13 protein-coding genes are annotated in these 18,875 nt (G+C 70.1%); 1 reads left to right on the top strand and 12 read right to left on the bottom strand.

Going from position 1 to position 18,875, the window contains the following annotated elements; all coding sequences use genetic code 11:
- Positions 1 to 9: 9 nt before the first annotated feature.
- From ACFY0P_RS45515 to ACFY0P_RS45465, 11 genes are all read right to left on the bottom strand, one after another.
- Positions 10 to 1,515, bottom strand: a complete 1,506-nt coding sequence (locus ACFY0P_RS45515) for a CHAD domain-containing protein (RefSeq protein WP_388927961.1) — start codon at positions 1,513 to 1,515, stop codon at positions 10 to 12.
- A 132-nt stretch (positions 1,516 to 1,647) separates the two neighbouring features.
- Positions 1,648 to 2,847: a rod shape-determining protein RodA gene (rodA, locus tag ACFY0P_RS45510; protein ID WP_388927958.1), complete on the bottom strand. Its 1,200-nt coding sequence runs from the start codon at positions 2,845 to 2,847 to the stop codon at positions 1,648 to 1,650.
- Entirely contained in the window at positions 2,844 to 5,099 is a 2,256-nt protein-coding gene (gene mrdA, locus ACFY0P_RS45505; protein ID WP_388927956.1) for a penicillin-binding protein 2, read from the bottom strand. The genes rodA and mrdA overlap by 4 nt, the downstream gene beginning before the upstream one ends.
- Before the next feature lie 115 nt (positions 5,100 to 5,214).
- Positions 5,215 to 5,892: a rod shape-determining protein MreD gene (gene mreD, locus ACFY0P_RS45500; RefSeq protein ID WP_388927953.1), complete on the bottom strand. Its 678-nt coding sequence runs from the start codon at positions 5,890 to 5,892 to the stop codon at positions 5,215 to 5,217.
- Positions 5,893 to 5,912: 20 nt separating this feature from the next.
- Complete coding sequence (gene mreC, locus ACFY0P_RS45495; RefSeq protein ID WP_388927950.1) at positions 5,913 to 6,860, bottom strand: rod shape-determining protein MreC; 948 nt, start codon at positions 6,858 to 6,860, stop codon at positions 5,913 to 5,915.
- Positions 6,861 to 7,054: 194 nt separating this feature from the next.
- The gene (locus tag ACFY0P_RS45490; protein ID WP_099928866.1) at positions 7,055 to 8,074 is read right to left on the bottom strand and encodes a rod shape-determining protein; all 1,020 of its coding nucleotides are present in this window, start codon (positions 8,072 to 8,074) and stop codon (positions 7,055 to 7,057) included.
- 329 nt (positions 8,075 to 8,403) lie between these two features.
- Positions 8,404 to 8,817 (bottom strand): nucleoside-diphosphate kinase, encoded by a 414-nt coding sequence (gene ndk, locus ACFY0P_RS45485; protein WP_351493051.1) that lies wholly within the window; start codon positions 8,815 to 8,817, stop codon positions 8,404 to 8,406.
- Positions 8,818 to 9,093: 276 nt separating this feature from the next.
- Positions 9,094 to 9,450 (bottom strand): DUF4233 domain-containing protein, encoded by a 357-nt coding sequence (locus tag ACFY0P_RS45480; protein WP_388927947.1) that lies wholly within the window; start codon positions 9,448 to 9,450, stop codon positions 9,094 to 9,096.
- 2 nt (positions 9,451 to 9,452) lie between these two features.
- Positions 9,453 to 10,979 (bottom strand): bifunctional folylpolyglutamate synthase/dihydrofolate synthase, encoded by a 1,527-nt coding sequence (locus ACFY0P_RS45475; protein WP_388927944.1) that lies wholly within the window; start codon positions 10,977 to 10,979, stop codon positions 9,453 to 9,455.
- Between the two features lie 9 nt (positions 10,980 to 10,988).
- On the bottom strand, positions 10,989 to 13,469 hold the full coding sequence (locus ACFY0P_RS45470; protein WP_388927942.1) for a SpoIIE family protein phosphatase: 2,481 nt from the start codon (positions 13,467 to 13,469) through the stop codon (positions 10,989 to 10,991).
- A gap of 190 nt (positions 13,470 to 13,659) precedes the next feature.
- Positions 13,660 to 16,290, bottom strand: a complete 2,631-nt coding sequence (locus tag ACFY0P_RS45465) for a valine--tRNA ligase (RefSeq protein ID WP_388927939.1) — start codon at positions 16,288 to 16,290, stop codon at positions 13,660 to 13,662.
- Positions 16,291 to 16,429: 139 nt separating this feature from the next.
- On the opposite strand from ACFY0P_RS45465, the gene ACFY0P_RS45460 reads away from it, so the two are divergent.
- Positions 16,430 to 17,425, top strand: coding sequence for a hypothetical protein (locus ACFY0P_RS45460; RefSeq protein ID WP_388927937.1), 996 nt, complete (start codon positions 16,430 to 16,432; stop codon positions 17,423 to 17,425).
- A gap of 69 nt (positions 17,426 to 17,494) precedes the next feature.
- Here the strand turns inward: ACFY0P_RS45460 and clpX are convergent, their stop codons facing one another.
- Positions 17,495 to 18,781 (bottom strand): ATP-dependent Clp protease ATP-binding subunit ClpX, encoded by a 1,287-nt coding sequence (gene clpX, locus ACFY0P_RS45455; protein ID WP_093503035.1) that lies wholly within the window; start codon positions 18,779 to 18,781, stop codon positions 17,495 to 17,497.
- Between the last annotated feature and the right edge of the window lie 94 nt (positions 18,782 to 18,875).

Here is an 18,875-nt window from a genome sequence, read left to right as displayed (position 1 = left end):
ACGTCCGGATCACACCGGAGCCTCGGTCTTGATGTCCTTCCAGGCCTTGGGCGCCTCCGCCTCCACCGCCGCCGCCCGCTGTTCCTCGCGGCCGTACAGCAGCCCGTAGGTGAACGCGCTCTCCCCGGCCGCGTGGGCCACCGCGGACAGCTCGCGCAGGGTCTCGCGGGCCATCACGCTGTCCTGGTGCTCGCCGAGCATGGTCTGCAGGGACTTCATGGACTTGACCATGGTCTTGGCCGGTTTGCCGAGGGCGGGGCGGGCGGCCTCGGCCGCGTAGCGGGTGCGCTTGGCCTTCTTGCGGGCCTCGTGCAGGCCGAGGTCGCGGTCGTGGCCGGGGGGCTCGGCCATGGCGGTCTCGATCAGGTCGGTGACCTTGGCGAAGTCCTTGTGGACGGCCTTGGTGAGGACCTTCTCCGGGTCCTTGGCGGCCGTCTTCAGCAGGGGCGGGTCGGCGGCGAGGGCGTCGAGGGTGTCCAGGAGCGCCAGGTAGCGGGCCGAGTCCAGGACGCCGAGGAGCCGGCTGCGGGAGCCGCGTTCGCTCGCCTCGGCCCAGTGGTGGATGCGGTCGTGGACGGGGCCGTGGACGAGGGTGGGGGGCACGTCGGCGAGGGCCGACATCAGGCGTTCGGCCAGGACCTCCTGGTCGCGGCCCACGCCCAGTTCGCCGGCCAGCCATTTCAGCTCGTCGGCGATCGGGTCGGTGACCTGGCGGTCGAGGACTTTTCCGAAGGTGCGGAAGGTGCTGCGCAGCCGGCGGGTGGCGACCCGCATGTCGTGCACGCCCTCCTCGGTGTCCAGGCGGACGGCGGGGTCGAGTTCGACGATCGCGTCGCGCTGGTCGCGGACGTAGGCCATGACGTGGTCGCCCGCGGTGACCGGCGCGGTGGGCTCGCTCTTCGGCGGGTGCGGTTTGCCGCCCTTCGTCTCGGCCAGGGCGCGGGCGAGCTTCGACGCGGACTTCGAGGGGCGTACGCCCGCCTTGCCCAGCCGTTTCTCCACCTTGTCGAGGAAGGCGGGGTCGCCGCCGTCGGCGAGTTCCACCTCGATCTCGGTCCACTGCGCCTTGCCGTCGCCGCCGAAGAGCCGGTCGGCCCGGACGCGGTCCACGCTCACCTCGGCGAGCAGGGCGCCGACGGCGTCGACGAGGTGCTGGACGTCGCGGGTGGTGCGCAGCCTGATCACGGGGACCAGCCGGCCCTCGCGGACGCGGGAGCGGGTCAGGGCGGCGAGTTCGTCGGGGAGGGTGTCGGAGAGGGGGGCGTGGATCTCGTCCCGGACGCCGGGGGCGACGGGGAGTTTGAGGTGCCAGCCGGCGTCGCTGCCTCCGCTGCGGCGGCGCAGGGTGACCTTGGCCGAGGCCAGGCGCAGGTCGGAGGTGTCGTGGTAGGTCGCGTCAAGGTCGGCGGTGCCCTTGTCCACGACGTTCGCCACTCCTGCGACGCCGGTCAGATCGGGCAGGCCGCTGTCATCGGATTCGTATTTGCGCTCGATTTCACGCTTCGTATCCGCCATGAGTTGAATCTAGTGGTCGGGCCGCCGCAGAGGCAGAGGCCGAAGTGGGTAAATCGGAGGAAGACTGAATTGGTACGGGAGGTGAACACGCGGTTCGGTGTTCACCTCCCTGGGTTCCCCGGGCGGTGCCGGCTATGCCGACATCGGCCGCTGCACCCTGATCGACTGGAGCAGACCCACCGCCACCCACACCGCGAACATCGAGGAACCGCCGTACGACACGAACGGCAGCGGCAGACCGGTGACCGGCATGATGCCGAGGGTCATGCCGATGTTCTCGAACGCCTGGAACGCGAACCACGCCACGATCCCCGCCGCGACGATCGTGCCGTACAGCTCGGTCGCCTCGCGGGCGATACGGCAGGCGCGCCACAGGATGACCCCGAGGAGCACGATGATCAGGCCCGCGCCGACGAAGCCCAGCTCCTCGCCCGCGACCGTGAAGACGAAGTCGGTCTGCTGCTCGGGCACGAACTGGCCGGTGGTCTGCGAACCGTGGAAGAGGCCCGCGCCGGTCAGACCGCCGGAGCCGATGGCGATCCGGGCCTGGTTGGTGTTGTAGCCGACGCCGGCCGGGTCGAGGCTCGGGTTGGCGAAGGCGGCGAAGCGGGCGATCTGGTACTCGTCCAGGATGTGCAGCTGCCAGATGGCGACGCAGCCGATCACGCCGGCGGTGAGCAGGCCGAAGACCCAGCGGTTGGAGGCGCCGGAGGCCAGTAGCACGCCGAGGATGATGGTCACCATCACCAGGACCGTGCCGAGGTCGGGCATGAGCAGCACGATCAGGATCGGGACGGCGGCCAGGCCCAGGGACTGCAGGACGGTGCGGTGGTCGGGGTACTTCTTGTCACCGGCGTCGACCCGCGCCGCCAGTATCATCGCCATGCCCAGAATGATGGTGATCTTCACGAACTCGGCGGGCTGCAGCGAGAAGCCGCCGCCGAAGACGATCCAGTTGCGGCTGCCGTTGATGGTGGCGCCCAGCGGGGTGAGCACCGCGAGGATGCCCAGCAGGGAGAGGCCGTAGAGGATCGGTACGGCGTTGCGGAGCTGGCGGTGGCCGACCCAGATGGTGCCGATCATCAGGGCGAGCCCGATGCCGGTGTTCATCAGGTGCCGGACCAGGAAGTAGTACTGGTCGCCCTGGTTGATCTCGGTGCGGTTGCGGGTCGCCGAGTAGACCAGTACCGAGCCGAGCAGGGACAGGGCGACCGACGCCAGCAGCATCGGCCAGTCCAGGCGGCGGGTCAGCGAGTCCCGGGCGAAGATCCGGGTCCAGCCGGCCCGTGCCGGGCCGTACCCGGAGACGGAGAAGCTGTTGACTCCGGTCATGTGAGCATCCTCCGGCTTCCCCGCTTGCGGGCTCGTCTGCGGGTGTCGCGGTTGCCCGTGGACGGTGAGGCCGTGGTGGCGGCCGGGGTCTGCCCGTTGTCGGTGTTCTTGTCGCCCTGCTGGGAGTAGACCTGGAAGTCCTTCGCCGGGTCCTTGGAGATCTTCGGGGAGGCGATCGTGCCGTCCGTGCGGACCTTCGGCAGGCCCTTCTGCGGGGTGTAGAGCAGCGCCTTGTTCTTGTCGATGGAGCCGTCGGCCGAGACGCCGTACAGCGCGCTGTAGATGTTGCGGACCGCCTCACCGGAGGCACCGGAACCGGTACCGGCCTGGGAGATGGTCATGATGACCGTGTAGTCCTTGCTGTAGGTGGCCAGCCAGGACGTGGTCTGCTTGCCGTAGACCTCGGCGGTACCGGTCTTGCCGTGCAGGGCGATCTTGTCCTGCGGCCAGCCGCCGAACTTCCAGGCCGCCGTACCGCGGGTGATGACGCCCGCGAAGGCGTCGTCCATGCCCTTGAGGGTGGCCTGGGTGACCGGCAGCTTGCGGAGCACCTTGGGCTTGATCTCCTGGACGCTCTTGCCGTCGGCGCTGATGATCGCCTTGCCGATGGTCGGCTGGTACTCGGTGCCGCCGTTGGCCACGGCGCCGTAGATCATCGCCTCCTGTATCGGCGTGACGAGGGTGTCGCCCTGGCCGATGGAGTAGTTGATCTCGTCGCCCTCGCGCATCTTGTTGCCTTCGAGGCAGTTCTCGTACTCGATCTTCTCGACGTAGGTGCCGTCCTTCTTGCCGGACTTGCACCAGGCGTCCTTGTTGGCCTTCCAGTAGTCGATCTTCCACTGGCGGTCGGGGACGCGGCCGGTGACCTCGTTGGGCAGGTCGATGCCGGTCTCCTTGCCTAGGCCGAACTGGTGGGCGGTCTTGAAGAAGTAGTCCTTCGGCTCACCCGGCTTCGGGTTGATGCCGCCGTCCTTCTTCCACTCGCGGTCGGCGAGTCCGTAGAAGACGGTGTCGCAGGAGACCTCCAGGGCGCGGCCCAGGGAGATGTCGCCGAAGTTCTCGCCCTCGAAGTTCTTGAAGACCTGGCCGCCCACCGAGTAGGAGCTGGTGCAGGGGTAGCCGCCGTCCCAGGCGTAGCCGGCGTTGACCGCGGCGGCGGTGGAGACCACCTTGAACGTCGAACCGGGGGCCGCCTGACCCTGTATGGCCCTGTTGAGCAGCGGGTAGTCGGAGTCCTTGCCGGTGAGTGCCTTGTAGTCCTTGGCGGAGATGCCGCCGACCCACACGTTCGGGTCGTAGGTCGGGGCGGAGGCCATGGCGACGATCCGGCCGGTCTTGGCCTCCATCACGATGACGGCGCCGGAGTCGGCCTTGTAGTTCTCGTGGGTGATGCTGTCGTACTGCTGGCGGGCGGCCTTCATCGCCTTGTCCAGCTCGTTCTCGGCGACCCGCTGGACGCGGGAGTCGATGCTGGTGACCAGGTTGGAACCGGGCTCGGCGGAGTCGGACTTGGCCTTGCCGATGACGCGGCCGAGGTTGTCGACCTCGTAGCGGGTGACGCCGGCCTTGCCGCGCAGCTCCTTGTCGTACTCGCGCTCCAGGCCCGACCGGCCGACCTGGTCGGAGCGCAGGTACGGGGAGGAGGTGTCCTTGGCCTGCTGGATCTCGTCGTCGGTGACCGGGGAGAGGTAGCCGAGGACCTGGGCGGTGTTGGACTTGCCGGGGCTCGCGTAGCGGCGGACGGCCTCGGGCTCGGCGGTGATGCCGGGGAAGTCCTCGGAGCGCTCGCGGATCTGCAGGGCCTGCTTGGCGGTGGCCTCGTCGGTGATCGGGATCGGCTGGTACGGCGAGCCGTTCCAGCAGGGCTGGGGGGTCTTGGCGTCGCAGAGGCGGACCTTCTGCATGACCTCCGTGGGGCTCATCCCGAGGACACCCGCGAGCTTGGTCAGGACCGACTTGCCGTCGTCCTTCTGCTTGAGCAGGTCGGTGCGGGAGGCGGAGACCACCAGCCGGGTCTCGTTGTCCGCGAGCGGGACTCCGCGGGCGTCCAGGATCGAGCCGCGCACGGCGGGGTCGACGACCTGCTGGACGTGGTTGCCGGAGGCCTCCTTCTGGTACGCGGAGCCCTCCCGGATCTGCAGGTACCACAGGCGGCCGCCGAGGGTGCCGAGCAGGGAGAGGACGAGGATCTGGATGACGACGAGACGGATCTGGACGCGTGGGGTCCGACCGGTCTCGGGAATGTTGGTCACTGGGCTGTCTCCCCCTCTCCCGGCACAAATGCGCGTGCGCGTACGAATGATGAACGATCTACCTGTGAGGCCGCGTTCCGCCCCCGCGCACCCGTTCGGGTGAACTCCCCCGCGTTCACAGGCGCTTGACTCCCTTGATACGGCCGACGCGGACCGTGCGGGTGCGGGCCCTGGCCTTGAGGCCGCCGAGGCCGCCGCGCTGGCCGCCGATGCGCATTCCGGTGCCGGAGGAGATCCAGCCGGAGGAGATGTCGCCCGCCTTGCCGCCGGAGTTGGCCTCGGTGAGCGGGTCGTTGTCGGCGCGGCGGGCCAGGGCCATGACGCCGGGGACCACGAACGGGGCGAGCAGCAGGTCGTACAGGGCGGCCGTGATCAGCAGGCTGGTCATGCCGACGTGCCGGGCGGCGGTGTCGCCGACGAGGGCGCCGACGCCGGCGTACAGCAGGGTGGAGCCGACGGCGGCGGCGACCACGACGAGCATCGGGCCGGTCGCGGACTTCAGGCGGCCGTTCTCCGGCTTGATGAGGCCGGCGAAGTAGCCGACGACGCACAGCACCAGGGCGTAGCGGCCGGCCGCGTGGTCGGCGGGCGGGGCGAGGTCGGCGAGGAGTCCGGCGCCGAAGCCGACGAGGGCGCCGCCGACATGGCCGTACACCATGGCGAGGCCGAGGACGGTGAGCAGCATGAGGTCGGGGACGGCGCCGGGCAGGTGGAGGCGGGCGAGGACGCTCACCTGGATCACCAGGGCGACGACGACCAGGGCGGAGGAGAGCAGGATCCGGTTGACACGCATGGGGGATTCAGCTCCTACTGCTACTGGCCGGTGGTGTCGGACGCATTGGTGCTCGCGTCCGCGGACGGGGTGACCGTGACGGTCACCGTCGGGGTCGGGGTCGGCTTGGGCTTGGCCGGGAGCACCTCGTCGCGCGGGTCCTTCTTCGGTGCCTGGACGACCACGCCGACGATGTCGAGCTTGGTGAAGGACACGAACGGCGTGACGTACAGGGTGCGGGTGAGGCCGCCGTTGGACGGGTCGACGCTGGAGACCGTGCCGACCGGGACGCCGGGCACGAACGGCTTGTCGCCCTGGGAGCCGAAGGTGACGAGCCGGTCGCCCTTCTTCACCTCGGCCTTGCTGTCGAGGAGTTCGACGCGCAGCGGGCGGTCGCCCTGTCCGGAGGCGAAGCCGAGTTCGTCGCTGCCCTCCATGCGGGTGCCGACGGTGAAGTCGGGGTCGTTGGCGAGCAGCACGGTGGAGGCGTCCGGGCCGACCGTGGTCACGCGGCCTACCAGGCCGTTGCCGTTGAGGACGGTCATGTCCCGCTTGATGCCGTCGTTGTAGCCGACGTCGATGGTGACGGTCCAGGAGAAGCCCTGCGCCGACCCTATGGCGATGACCTGGGCGCCCTTGATGCCGTACTGGCCCTCGGCGGCGACGTTGAGCATCTTCTCGAGCTGGCTGAGGCGGCTGCGGTTGCGGTCGTCGCTGCCGAGCTTCGCCTTGAGGGTCGCGTTCTGCTTCTCCAGCCGGGCCAGCCGGTCGTGCCGGTCGCCGGAGTCGCGGACGGCGGAGACGGCGTTTCCGACCGGGTCCACCACCGTCGACATGCCGTTCTCGATCGGGCCGAAGACCGCGGCCGCGGCCTGCCGGGCGCCGTCGACCGGGGAGTTCCTGCCACCTCGGATGTCCACCGTGATCAGCGCGAACGCGATGGCGATCAGCAGCACCAGGAGCAGCCGGCTCTCTTTCGTGTCCCTCACGTGCGGCGGCCGTGCCTTCCTCAATAGGAACTTGCGGGGCTTGGTTGCGGAAGCTTGTGGAACATGTGGGGCATGTGGGGGGAGTTGCGGAGGCTTGTGGGGGTGGGACTCGCTGCCTGCGAGCCTATGCCTCCATATCAACGATCCGCCGCACGAGAGGGGGTCATCTCGTACGGCGGAATCGAAGAGTTACGTCATCTGCGCGGCTGGGCGTCCAGGACCTGCTGGAGCGCCTCGAACTCCTCGACGCACTTGCCGGAGCCGAGCGCCACGCTGTCCAGCGGGTCCTCGGCGATGTGGATCGGCATGCCGGTCTCCCGGCGCAGCCGCTCGTCCAGACCGCGCAGCAGGGCTCCGCCGCCGGTCAGAACGATTCCCCTGTCCATGATGTCGCCGGACAGCTCCGGCGGGCACTTGTCGAGCGTGGTCTTGACGGCGTCGACGATCGCGTTGACCGGCTCCTCGATCGCCTTGCGGACCTCGGCGGCCGAGATGACCACGGTCTTCGGCAGGCCGGACACCAGGTCCCGGCCGCGGATCTCGGTGTGCTGGTCGTCGTCGAGGTCGTAGGCCGAACCGATCGTGATCTTGATCTGTTCGGCCGTCCGCTCACCGAGGAGGAGCGAGTACTCCTTCTTGATGTGCTGGATGATCGCGTTGTCCAGTTCGTCGCCGGCGACGCGGATGGACTGGGCGGTGACGATGCCGCCGAGCGAGATGACCGCGACCTCCGTGGTGCCGCCGCCGATGTCCACCACCATGTTGCCCGTGGCCTCGTGGACCGGCAGTCCGGAGCCGATGGCGGCCGCCATGGGCTCCTCGATGATGTGCACCTGGCGGGCACCGGCCTGCGACGACGCCTCGATGACCGCACGGCGCTCGACACCCGTGATACCGGAGGGCACGCACACGACCACGCGCGGCCGCGCGAGATACCGCCGCTTGTGGATCTTCAGGATGAAGTAGCGGAGCATCCGCTCGGTGATCTCGAAGTCGGCGATCACGCCGTCCTTCAGCGGCCGGACGGCGACGATGTTGCCGGGCGTGCGCCCGATCATCTTCTTCGCCTCCGCGCCGACCGCGAGAATTCCACCGGTGTTCGTATTGATCGCGACAACGGACGGCTCGTTGAGTACGATCCCGCGACCCCTGACGTACACCAGCGTGTTGGCGGTCCCGAGGTCGACAGCCATGTCACGGCCGATGAACGACATTGAGTTCCCCATCAGGATTCGTCTGGCCTTCCCGGGAGCTTTTGAGGGCATATCAGGTCGGCGAAGTGGGTGCTGTGACGTGAAGGCTTCCATGGTAGACGCGCCTGCACGAACACTGCGCGAGGGTCTTCGCCATTGTCAGCACGTGTACGGCCGCCTCGCTTGTGGAGACGGTCCGACGGGGCCACTCGTTCCCCCGATCGGCACGCATATGCCGAGGGACGGCCGAAATCGTTCGGCCGCCCCCAGGTCATGCAGCTCAATGGGCTGACGCCTCGTCAAAAACTTGCACGAAAACTCCGTACGGGCCCTTTGCGGGACCCTGACGGTTACGCGCGGCCGGGGAAGAAGATCTTGACCTCGCGCTCGGCGGACTCCTCCGAGTCGGACGCGTGGATCAGGTTCTCGCGGACGATCACGCCGAAGTCGCCGCGGATGGAGCCGGGCGCCGCGGCGATCGGGTCGGTGGGGCCGGCCAGCGCGCGGATGCCCTCGATGACCCGCTCGCCCTCGACGATCAGGGCGACGGACGGGCCGGAGGACATGAACTCGACCAGCGGCTCGTAGAACGGCTTGCCGACGTGCTCGGCGTAGTGCTGCTCCAGCGTGGCGCGCTCCAGGGTGCGCAGCTCCAGCGCGGTGATCTGCCAGCCGGCCTTGCGCTCGATACGGCTGATGATCTCGCCGGTCAGGCCCCGACGGACGGCGTCGGGCTTGAGCAGGACGAGGGTGCGCTGGGTCACGGGAGGGCTCCTTCGATACTGGCCGGGTGCGGTGAGGAGAGGCTACAGGGCTGGTCTGAGCGTCCGTTACACAGTGTGCGGGTCGGGCTGGCGGCCCTTTTCGGGGGCCGCCGCCCCCGGCCCCCCGCTTCGGCCTCAACGGCCTCGTCCTCGGACGCCGGACGGGCTGGGATGTGGTACCGAGCGGCCTTCGTCCTCACACCCCGGACCGGCCTCCGCCCGCACGCGCCGGACGCGCCGGACGCGCTGAGATGTGGTACCGGCCGGCTTTCGTCCTCACGCACCCGACGGGCTGTTTTCGGTGGTCTGTGCCGCGAAACGGGCCTTGGCCTCGTCGATCTTCCTGCCGTAGTGCACGGACGCCCACCACAGAGCCGCGAAGACCGCGCCCAGGAAGTACATCGTCGGAACGAACACGCCGGACGCGACCAGGGCGATCTGCAGGGCCCAGCCGAGGGCCACGCCGCCCGGGCGGGTGATCACTCCGCACAGGGCCACGCACAGGAACATGGCGATGCCGCTGACCAGCCAGACCGTGGAGGTGGACAGGTCGGGGTCCTTCATGGCGACCAGGGCGGCGAAGCCGATGACGAAGAACTCGCCGATCAGGGTGGAGGAACAGAGCGTACGCATGGTCAGCCCCTCCCGAGGAGCAGTCGGGCCTCGCCCACGGTGATGACGGAGCCGGTGACCAGCACGCCGCCGCCCGCGAACTCGCCCTCCTCCTCGGCCAGCGTGATCGCGGCCTCCAGGGCGTCGGGCAGCCGCGGCTCGACCTGGACGCGGTCCTCGCCGAACACCTCGACGGCGACCGCGGCCAGCTCGTCCGCGTCCATCGCGCGGTGGCTGGAGTTCTGGGTGACGACGACCTCCGCGAGGATCGGCTCGAAGGCCTCCAGGAGGCCGCGGACGTTCTTGTCGCCGCTGGCCCCGACCACGCCGATCAGCCGGCTGAAGTCGAAGGCCTCGCCGACGGCCTCGGCGGTGGCGCGGGCGCCGGCCGGGTTGTGGGCGGCGTCGAGGACGACGGTGGGAGAGCGCCGTACGACCTCCAGGCGGCCCGGGGACGAGACGGCCGCGAAGGCCTTGCGGACCGTGTCGATGTCGAGGGGCTCCGGGCGCTGGGAGCCGACGCCGAAGAACGCCTCCACCGCCGCCAGGGCGACGGCCGCGTTGTGGGCCTGGTAGGGGCCGTGCAGGGGGAGGTAGACCTCGCCGTACTCGCCGCCGAGGCCGCGCAGGGTGAGCAGCTGGCCGCCCACGGCGACCTGGCGGGCGACGACACCGAACTCGAGACCCTCGCGGGCGACGGTGGCGTCCACCTCGACGGCCTTCTTGAGGAGCACCTGCGCCGCGTCGACCGGCTGCTGGGCCAGGATGACGGTGGCGTCCTGCTTGATGATCCCGGCCTTCTCGGCGGCGATCTCGGCGGTGGTCTCCCCGAGCCGGTCGGTGTGGTCGAGGTCGATGGGGGTGACGACGGCGACGTCCCCGTCGATGACGTTGGTGGCGTCCCAGGAGCCGCCCATGCCGACCTCGACGACGGCGACGTCCACGGGGGCGTCCGCGAAGGCCGCGTACGCCATGCCGGTGAGCACCTCGAAGAAGGAGAGCCGGTACTCCTGCCGCGAGTCGACCATCTCGACGTAGGGCTTGATGTCGTTGTACGTCTCGATGAACCGCTCGGCGGAGATGGGGGCGCCGTCGAGGCTGATGCGCTCGGTGATCGACTGCACGTGCGGGCTGGTGTAACGGCCGGTGCGCAGGTCGAAGGCGCCGAGCAGGGCCTCGATCATGCGGGCCGTGGACGTCTTGCCGTTGGTGCCGGTGATGTGGATCGAGGGGTACGCCCGCTGCGGCTCGCCCAGCACGTCCATGAGGGCGGCGATCCTGGTGACCGACGGCTCCAGCTTGGTCTCGCCCCAGCGGGTGGCGAGCTCCGTCTCCACCTCCCGCAGGGCCCGGTCGACCTCGGGGTCCTCGGGGCGGCCCGGGACGTCGGCCTGCTGCGGGCCGCCCTGGGTACGCAGGGTCCGGCTGCCGGCCTCGATCACCGCGAGATCGGGGTCACGGTCCGTCTCGGCCGCGACGAGCTCGTCGAAGTCGCCTTCGAAGTCGTCGTCGAAGCTCTCATGGGGGTCGCGCGGAGGCAGATCACTCACGGCACCAGTCTACGGAGCCCCGCGGGCCGTGGACGCGTCGGTCGCCGGGAGCGCCTGCTCGCACCAGATCGTCTTGCCGGCGGCGGTCTGCCTGGTCCCCCACCGCTGGGTGAGCTGGGCGACCAGCAGCAGGCCCCGGCCGCCCTCGTCGAAGACCCGGGCCCGCCGCAGGTGCGGGGCGGTGCTGCTGCCGTCGGAGACCTCGCAGATCAGCATCCTGGTGTCGCGGATGAGCCGCAGCTGGATCGGGGAGCCGCCGTAGCGGACGGCGTTCGTGACGAGTTCGCTGACCACCAGTTCGGTGGTGAAGGACAGGTCGTCCAGCTTCCAGGCGGCGAGCTGGTCGGTGGCCAGGGCCCGGGCCCCTGCCACCTGCTCGGGGTCCGCGGGGACCTCCCAGGCGGCCACCTGGTCGCAGGGCAGGGCGCGGGTGCGGGCGAGCAGCAGGGTGACGTCGTCGGCGGGTTCGCCGGTGCGCAGCGCGGCCACCACCCGGTCGCAGGCCGCCTCCAGCGCCTCCCCCTCCCCGGCGGACGTGAGCGCGCGGCGCAGCCGGTCCAGGCCGTGGCCCATGTCGAGGTTGCGGGAGTGCACCAGGCCGTTGCTGAACAGTGCGAGGGTGGAGCCCGGGGTGAGGTCCACGTCGGTGGTCTCGAACGGCAGCCCGCCGAGCCCGAGCGGCGGGCCGGCCTGGCCGGGGGCCGGTTCCACCGCCCCCTGGGGAGTGATCACGAAGGGCATCGGATGGCCCGCGCTGGCCAGGGAGCAGTGCCGCGAGATCGGGTCGTAGACGGCGTACAGGCAGGTCGAACCCACCTCACCGGCCTGTTCCCCGGCGCCGTCGTCCAGGTGCAGGACGAGGTCGTCGAGGTGGGTGAGGAGTTCGTCGGGGGGCAGGTCGACGTCCGCGAGGGTGCGGACCGCCGTGCGCAGCCGCCCCATGGTGGCGGAGGCCTGGATGCCGTGGCCGACGACGTCCCCGACGACCAGGGCCACCCGGGTGCCCGACAGCGGGATCACGTCGAGCCAGTCGCCGCCGACGCCGGCCCGGGTTCCGGTGGGGAGGTAGCGGAAGGCGAAGTCGACGCTCGGGCAGTCGGGCAGGACGTGCGGGAGCAGGCTGCGCTGGAGCGCGAGCGCGGTCTCCCGCTCCCGGGTGTACCGGCGGGCGTTGTCGATGGCGGTCGCGGACTTCGCGGCGAGTTCCTCGGCGTCGGACAGGTCGTCCTTCTCGAACGGCGGGGAGTCCCGGGTGCGCCAGAAGACGATCACCCCCATCAGGACGCCCTGTACCGACAGCGGCACGGTGATCAGCGAGCGCATGCCGTAGTCGAGGAGCCGGTCCAGGTGCCGCGCGTCGGGAAACCCCGCGTTCCGGGTGTCCCGCAGATCGGCTACGAAGGCCGCGCCGGGGCCGCCGGGCCGGTCGGCTCCGGGCGGCGGGCTCACGGCGATGAGGGCACCGACCGGGTCCAGCGGGGAGTCGTCGCGGACACCGCGCCGGGCGACGCGCCGCAGGACCGTCTCGGCGGCCGTCGGCTCCCCGCCGTGCAGCACGGACTCCTCCAGGTCGACGGTGACGAAGTCGGCGAAGCGGGGGACTGCCACCCGCACCAGCTCGTCGGCGGTCCGCCCCACGTCCAGGGTGTTGCCGACGGCGGTGCCGGCGTCGTAGAGCAGCCGCAGCCGCCGGTGGCTCTTCTCCAGCGAGCCCGCCATGGTGTTGAACGCGGTCTCCAGCTGCCCGATCTCCCGGCGCCCGGAGAGCGGCACCCGTGCGCCCAGGTCCCCGGCGGCGAGCCGGGTCGCGACGCCGGCCATCCTGCGCACCGGCCAGACGATCACCCGGGTCACGTAGGCGCCGTAGGCGACGATCAGGAGGACCGCCGCGCCGACGCCGGCGGACGCGGCGATCGTCAGCATGCGCATCCGGGCCTCCAGCGCGTTCTCGCGCCGGCTGATCGCGGCGCGCTCGTCGTGGAGGTAGCGGGAGAACTGGGCCCGGAGTGCGTCGAGCCGCTCCTTGCCCTCCAGCGTCCGCGCCGTGCTGCTCGCGTCGGGGTCGCCGCGCCGGGCCTCGGCCACGAGCGGGACCGAGTAGTCGTCGACGAAGGACTGGCCGGAGCGCTGGATCTGCCGGGCGAGCTGCCGCTGGGCGGGGGACGTGCTGACGTCCACGAGCCGCTGCGCCTGTGCGGGGAACGCGGCCCGGGCGGCCCGCCAGGGTTCGAGGAACGCGTCCTGCCGGGTGATGACGTAGCTGCGCTGACCGCCCTCCACGTCGAGGACGGTCCCCTGGACCACTCCGACCTGTTCCAGGGCCGGCCGGCCGCTCCTCGCGGAGAGCAGGGAGTGCTGGGCGTCCTCGATCGCCAGCACCAGCATGAGGAGGACGAGGCCCATGAGCACGGCGAGCAGGCCGCCCGCCCCGGCCGTCAGGAAGACCAGTCCCCGGTGCGGAGGCGTCCTCGTTCGGCCCCTGCGCTGCATGTGGGCGTTCCCTCCGCCGCCTGGCAACAAAACGGAACATTAGGGTCATGTTCCTACTTTTGGATTGTAGGGCGGCGGGCGGGTGGCGCTTTGTGACCCGGGAAACGCGCGCAGGCGTCCGGCAGCCCTTCGGGAAGGGCTGCCGGACGCCTGCGGGGACGCCTCGTCCGTGGCCTTGCGGGCCCTGCGGCTACGCCTGCGGAAGGCGGTCCAGCTGGGCCTGGATGCGGGCGATGTCCTCGTCGGCCTTGGCGAGCCGGGTGCGGATCTTCTCCACGACGTTGTCCGGGGCCTTCGCCAGGAACGCCTCGTTGCCGAGCTTGCCGGTCGCCTGGGCCTTCTCCTTCTCGGCGGCCGCGAGGTCCTTCGCGAGGCGCTTGCGCTCGGCGGCGACGTCGATGGTGCCGGAGAGGTCGAGGGCGACCGCGGCACCGGCCACCGGGAGGGTCGCCGTCGCCGCGAAGGCGTCGCCCTCCGGCTGGAGGCGCAGCAGCTGGCGGATGGCCGCCTCGTGCGGGGCGAGGGCCGTACCGTCCAGGGTGAGGCGGGCCGGAACCCGCTGGCCGGGCTGCAGGCCCTGGTCGGCGCGGAAGCGGCGGACCTCGGTGATGACGGACTGGAGGGTCTCGATCTCCCGCTCCGCCGCCTCGTCCCGGAAGCCGCTGTCGGCCGGCCAGCCGGCGATCACGACCGACTCGCCGCCGGTCAGCGTCGTCCACAGGGTGTCCGTGACGAACGGGACGACCGGGTGGAGGAGCTTCAGGGTGACGTCCAGGACCTCGCCGAGGACCCGCTGGGAGACCTCGGCGCCGCGGCCGCCCGCCTGGAACGTGGTCTTGGACAGCTCGACGTACCAGTCGAAGACCTCGTCCCACGCGAAGTGGTAGAGGGCGTCGGAGAGCTTGGCGAACTGGAAGTCGTCGTAGAACGCGTCGACCTCGGCGACCGTCTTGTTGAGGCGGGAGAGGATCCAGCGGTCCGTCGCCGACATCTCCGACGGGTCCGGCAGCGGGCCCTCGACCGTCGCGCCGTTCATCAGCGCGAAGCGGGTCGCGTTCCAGATCTTGTTGGCGAAGTTCCGGGACGCCTGGACCCAGTCCTCGCCGATCGGGACGTCGGTGCCGGGGTTGGCGCCGCGGGCCAGGGTGAAGCGGACGGCGTCGGAGCCGTACTTGTCCATCCAGTCCAGCGGGTCGACGACGTTGCCGAAGGACTTCGACATCTTCTTGCCGCGCTCGTCGCGGACCAGACCGGTCAGCGCGATGGTGCGGAAGGGGACCTCGCCGTCCATGGCGTAGAGGCCGAACATCATCATCCGGGCGACCCAGAAGAAGATGATGTCGTGGCCGGTGAGCAGGACGTCGGTCGGGTAGAACTTCCGCAGGTCCGCGGTCTGTTCGGGCCAGCCGAGGGTGGAGAACGGCCACAGGCCGGAGGAGAACCAGGTGTCGAGGACGTCGGTGTCCTGCTTCCAGCCCTCCGCCTCGGTGCCGGGCGGCTCCTCGTCGGGGCCGACGCAGACGACCTCGCCCTCCGGGCCGTACCAGACCGGGATGCGGTGGCCCCACCACAGCTGGCGCGAGATGCACCAGTCGTGCATGTTGTCGACCCAGTCGAAGTACCGCTTCGACATGTCCTCGGGGTGGATCTTCACCCGCCCGTCGCGGACCGCGTCACCGGCCGCCTTCGCCAGCGGGCCGACCTTGACCCACCACTGCATGGACAGCCGCGGCTCGATGGTGGTCTTGCAGCGCGAGCAGTGGCCGACGCTGTGGACGTACGGCCGCTTCTCGGCGACGATCCGGCCCTGGGAACGGAGCGCGGCGACGATGGCGGAGCGCGCCTCGAAGCGGTCCAGGCCCTGGAAGGGACCGTGCGCGGTGATGACGGCCCGCTCGTCCATGACCGTGATCGACTCCAGGCCGTGGCGCTGGCCGATCGCGAAGTCGTTCGGGTCGTGGGCCGGGGTGACCTTGACGGCACCCGTGCCGAACTCCGGGTCGACGTGCGTGTCCGCGACGACGGGGATGGTGCGGTCGGTCAGCGGGAGCTTGATGCGCTTGCCGACCAGGTGCCTGTACCGCTCGTCGTCGGGGTGGACGGCGACGGCGGTGTCGCCGAGCATCGTCTCCGCACGCGTGGTGGCGACGACCAGCGTCTCGTCGCCCTCGCCGTACTTGATGGAGACCAGCTCGCCGTCGTCCTCCTGGTACTCCACCTCGATGTCCGAGATGGCCGTCAGACAGCGCGGGCACCAGTTGATGATGCGCTCGGCACGGTAGATCAGCTCGTCGTCGTAGAGCTTCTTGAAGATGGTCTGGACGGCCTTGGACAGACCCTCGTCCATGGTGAAGCGCTCGCGGTCCCAGTCGACGCCGTCGCCGAGCCGGCGCATCTGGCCGAGGATCTTCCCGCCGTACTCTTCCTTCCACTGCCAGACGCGCTCGACGAACGCCTCCCGGCCGAGGTCCTGACGGGACTTGCCCTCCTCGGCGAGCTGCTGCTCAACCTTGTTCTGGGTGGCGATGCCGGCGTGGTCCATGCCGGGCAGCCACAGCGACTCGAAGCCCTGCATGCGCTTGCGGCGGGTCAGCGCGTCCATCAGCGTGTGCTGGAAGGCGTGGCCCAGGTGCAGCGAACCGGTGACGTTGGGCGGCGGGATGACGATGGTGTACGCGGGCTTGTCGCTCTTGGCGTCGGCCGCGAAGTAACCGCGCTCTACCCAGCGCTCGTACAGCGGCCCCTCTACGTCGGCCGGCGCGTACTGGGTCGGCAGTTCGGTGCTGGGCGCTGTGGGCTGCTGCTGAGCATTCTCGGTCACGGGGCTCAGTTTAGAGGTGTCCCGGCACTGTCCCGAAACGCGTTTGTTCTGTAACGGTGGGCACCCTCGCGCCATGAGTCCCCTGTGGCTGAGCCAGGATGTGTCAGGAACACATAAGCATCTGGAGGGGAACCCAGAGATGAGCTACAACCAGCCGGGCCCGTACGGGGGGCCGCCGCCGCAGCAGCCGGGACCGTACGGACAGCAGCCGGGTCCGTACGGCGGGCCGCCGCAGGCGCCCCAGCCCGGCTACGGCTACCCGCAGCAGGCTCCGCCGGCGGCCCCGCCGCAGCCGGGACCCTACGGCCAGCCTCCGCAGCCCCCGCAGCCGGGCTACGGCTACCCGGCGCAGGGCGTTCCCCCGCAGGACAACCCGTACGGCCAGCAGCAGCCGCCCTACGGCCAGCCCCCGTACGGCCAGCAGCCCTACGGCGTTCCGCAGCCCCCTGCCCCGGGCGGCGGCAAGAAGAAGACGGGGCTGATCATCGGGGCGGTGGCGGTGGTCGCCGCCGTCGCGGTCGGCGCGTACTTCCTGCTCGCCCAAGGCGGCGGCGGGCTCACGGACGACGGGCCGCACAAGCTGACCGCGCCCGCCTCGATCCTGTCCGCCAAGTACAAGCGGGTGGGCGACTCCAGCGAGCAGAAGGCAAGTTCGAGCGACGCGAAGGACCTCGCCAAGTCCGGTGTCACCGACGCCACCTCGGTGACCGCGATCTACTCGACCATCGACCTGGAATCGCTTGATACCAGCAACCCGGCGGACGTGGCCAAGGCGGAGACCGCCGAGAACGTCACCCTCTTCGGGGTGTACGGCACGGTGAAGGACCCGCAGGCCGCACTCGACGCCACCTTCGCCAACATGAAGAAGGAGGGCGCCTCGGGCGACAGCGTGCAGTTGGTGGGAGACGCCCAGTCCGTCTCGCCCGCCGGGCTGGACGGCGCGGTGATGAAGTGCCAGCAGGCGAAGGGCAAGAACCAGCTCACCGGCAAGGCCCAGACGGCCTACCTGTGCATCTGGGCGGACTACAGCACCATCGGCATGGTGGAGCCGACGGCGGCGGTGAAGACGTACGGCCTCGACGACTCGGCGAAGATCGCGGCCGACGTACGGGGTGAGGTGCGCGTCGCCAAGTAGCCGCCCGCCGGCACACGCGAAAGCGCCGGGTTCCTCCGAGGAGGGCCCGGCGCTTCGGTGTTGACGGGGTTACGCCGACTTCTGCTCCCCCGCGCCCCGGCCGCGCGCGTCGCGCGGGATCAGGGTCGGGTTGACGTTGGAGTGGACGACGTCGGCCGTGATGACGACGCGAGCCACGTCCTTGCGGGACGGGACCTCGTACATCACCGACATGAGGACCTCTTCCATGATGGCCCGCAGGCCACGCGCGCCGGTCTGGCGGAGGATGGCCTGGTCGGCGATGGCCTCCAGGGCCTCGCGCTCGAAGTCCAGCTCCACGCCGTCGAGTTCGAAGAGGCGCTGGTACTGCTTGACGAGCGCGTTGCGCGGCTCGATGAGGATCTGGAGCAGGGCCTCGCGGTCCAGGTTGTGGACCGAGGTGATGACCGGGAGGCGGCCGATGAACTCCGGGATCATGCCGAACTTGACCAGGTCCTCGGGCATGACGTCCTCGAACTGGTCCTTGGACTGCAGCTCGCGCTTGGAGCGGATGGTGGCGCCGAAGCCGATGCCCTTGGCGCCCGCCCGGGACTCGATGATCTTCTCCAGGCCGGCGAACGCACCGCCCACGATGAACAGCACGTTCGTCGTGTCGATCTGGATGAACTCCTGGTGCGGGTGCTTGCGGCCGCCCTGCGGCGGCACGGAGGCCGTGGTGCCCTCCAGGATCTTCAGCAGGGCCTGCTGCACGCCCTCGCCGGAGACGTCCCGCGTGATCGACGGATTTTCACTCTTCCGCGCGACCTTGTCGATCTCGTCGATGTAGATGATCCCGGTCTCGGCCTTCTTGACGTCGTAGTCGGCGGCCTGGATCAGCTTGAGGAGGATGTTCTCCACGTCCTCGCCCACGTAGCCGGCCTCCGTCAGCGCGGTGGCGTCGGCGATCGCGAACGGGACGTTGAGCATGCGGGCCAGGGTCTGCGCGAGGAGCGTCTTGCCGGAGCCGGTGGGGCCCAGCAGGAGGATGTTGGACTTCGCCAACTCGATGGCGTCGTCACGGCCTTGGGCGCCGCCGTTCTCCCCTGCCTGGACGCGCTTGTAGTGGTTGTACACCGCGACCGAGAGGGCCTTCTTGGCGGGCTCCTGGCCCACCACGTAGCCCTCCAGGAACTCGTAGATCTCGCGGGGCTTCGGGAGTTCCTCCCAGCGCACCTCGCTCGTCTCGGCGAGCTCCTCCTCGATGATCTCGTTGCAGAGATCGATGCACTCGTCGCAGATGTACACACCGGGCCCTGCGATGAGCTTCTTGACCTGCTTCTGGCTCTTGCCGCAGAACGAGCACTTGAGCAGATCGCCGCCGTCACCGATGCGTGCCACGGTGTGCTTCCCCTTCGCCTGGGAGACGCCTGGACTCTTTCGAATCCAGCGGCTCCTGGTGCTGCCTTATGTCGACGGTACCTTGCCGGGCCCC

The organism is Streptomyces sp. NPDC001714 (genome assembly GCF_042892755.1).
In the GTDB taxonomy this organism is placed as follows: domain Bacteria; phylum Actinomycetota; class Actinomycetes; order Streptomycetales; family Streptomycetaceae; genus Streptomyces.
This window is presented reverse-complemented; position numbering and strand designations above follow the sequence as displayed.

Excerpts from the sequence above, each read along its gene's own strand:
- ACFY0P_RS45515 (WP_388927961.1), bottom strand. The coding sequence starts at position 1,515 with ATGGCGGATACGAAGCGTGAAATCGAGCGCAAATACGAATCCGATGAC.
- rodA (WP_388927958.1), bottom strand. The coding sequence starts at position 2,847 with ATGACCGGAGTCAACAGCTTCTCCGTCTCCGGGTACGGCCCGGCACGG.
- mreD (WP_388927953.1), bottom strand. The coding sequence starts at position 5,892 with ATGCGTGTCAACCGGATCCTGCTCTCCTCCGCCCTGGTCGTCGTCGCC.
- ACFY0P_RS45490 (WP_099928866.1), bottom strand. The coding sequence starts at position 8,074 with ATGTCGTTCATCGGCCGTGACATGGCTGTCGACCTCGGGACCGCCAAC.
- ACFY0P_RS45480 (WP_388927947.1), bottom strand. The coding sequence starts at position 9,450 with ATGCGTACGCTCTGTTCCTCCACCCTGATCGGCGAGTTCTTCGTCATC.
- ACFY0P_RS45470 (WP_388927942.1), bottom strand. The coding sequence starts at position 13,469 with ATGCAGCGCAGGGGCCGAACGAGGACGCCTCCGCACCGGGGACTGGTC.
- ACFY0P_RS45460 (WP_388927937.1), top strand. The coding sequence starts at position 16,430 with ATGAGCTACAACCAGCCGGGCCCGTACGGGGGGCCGCCGCCGCAGCAG.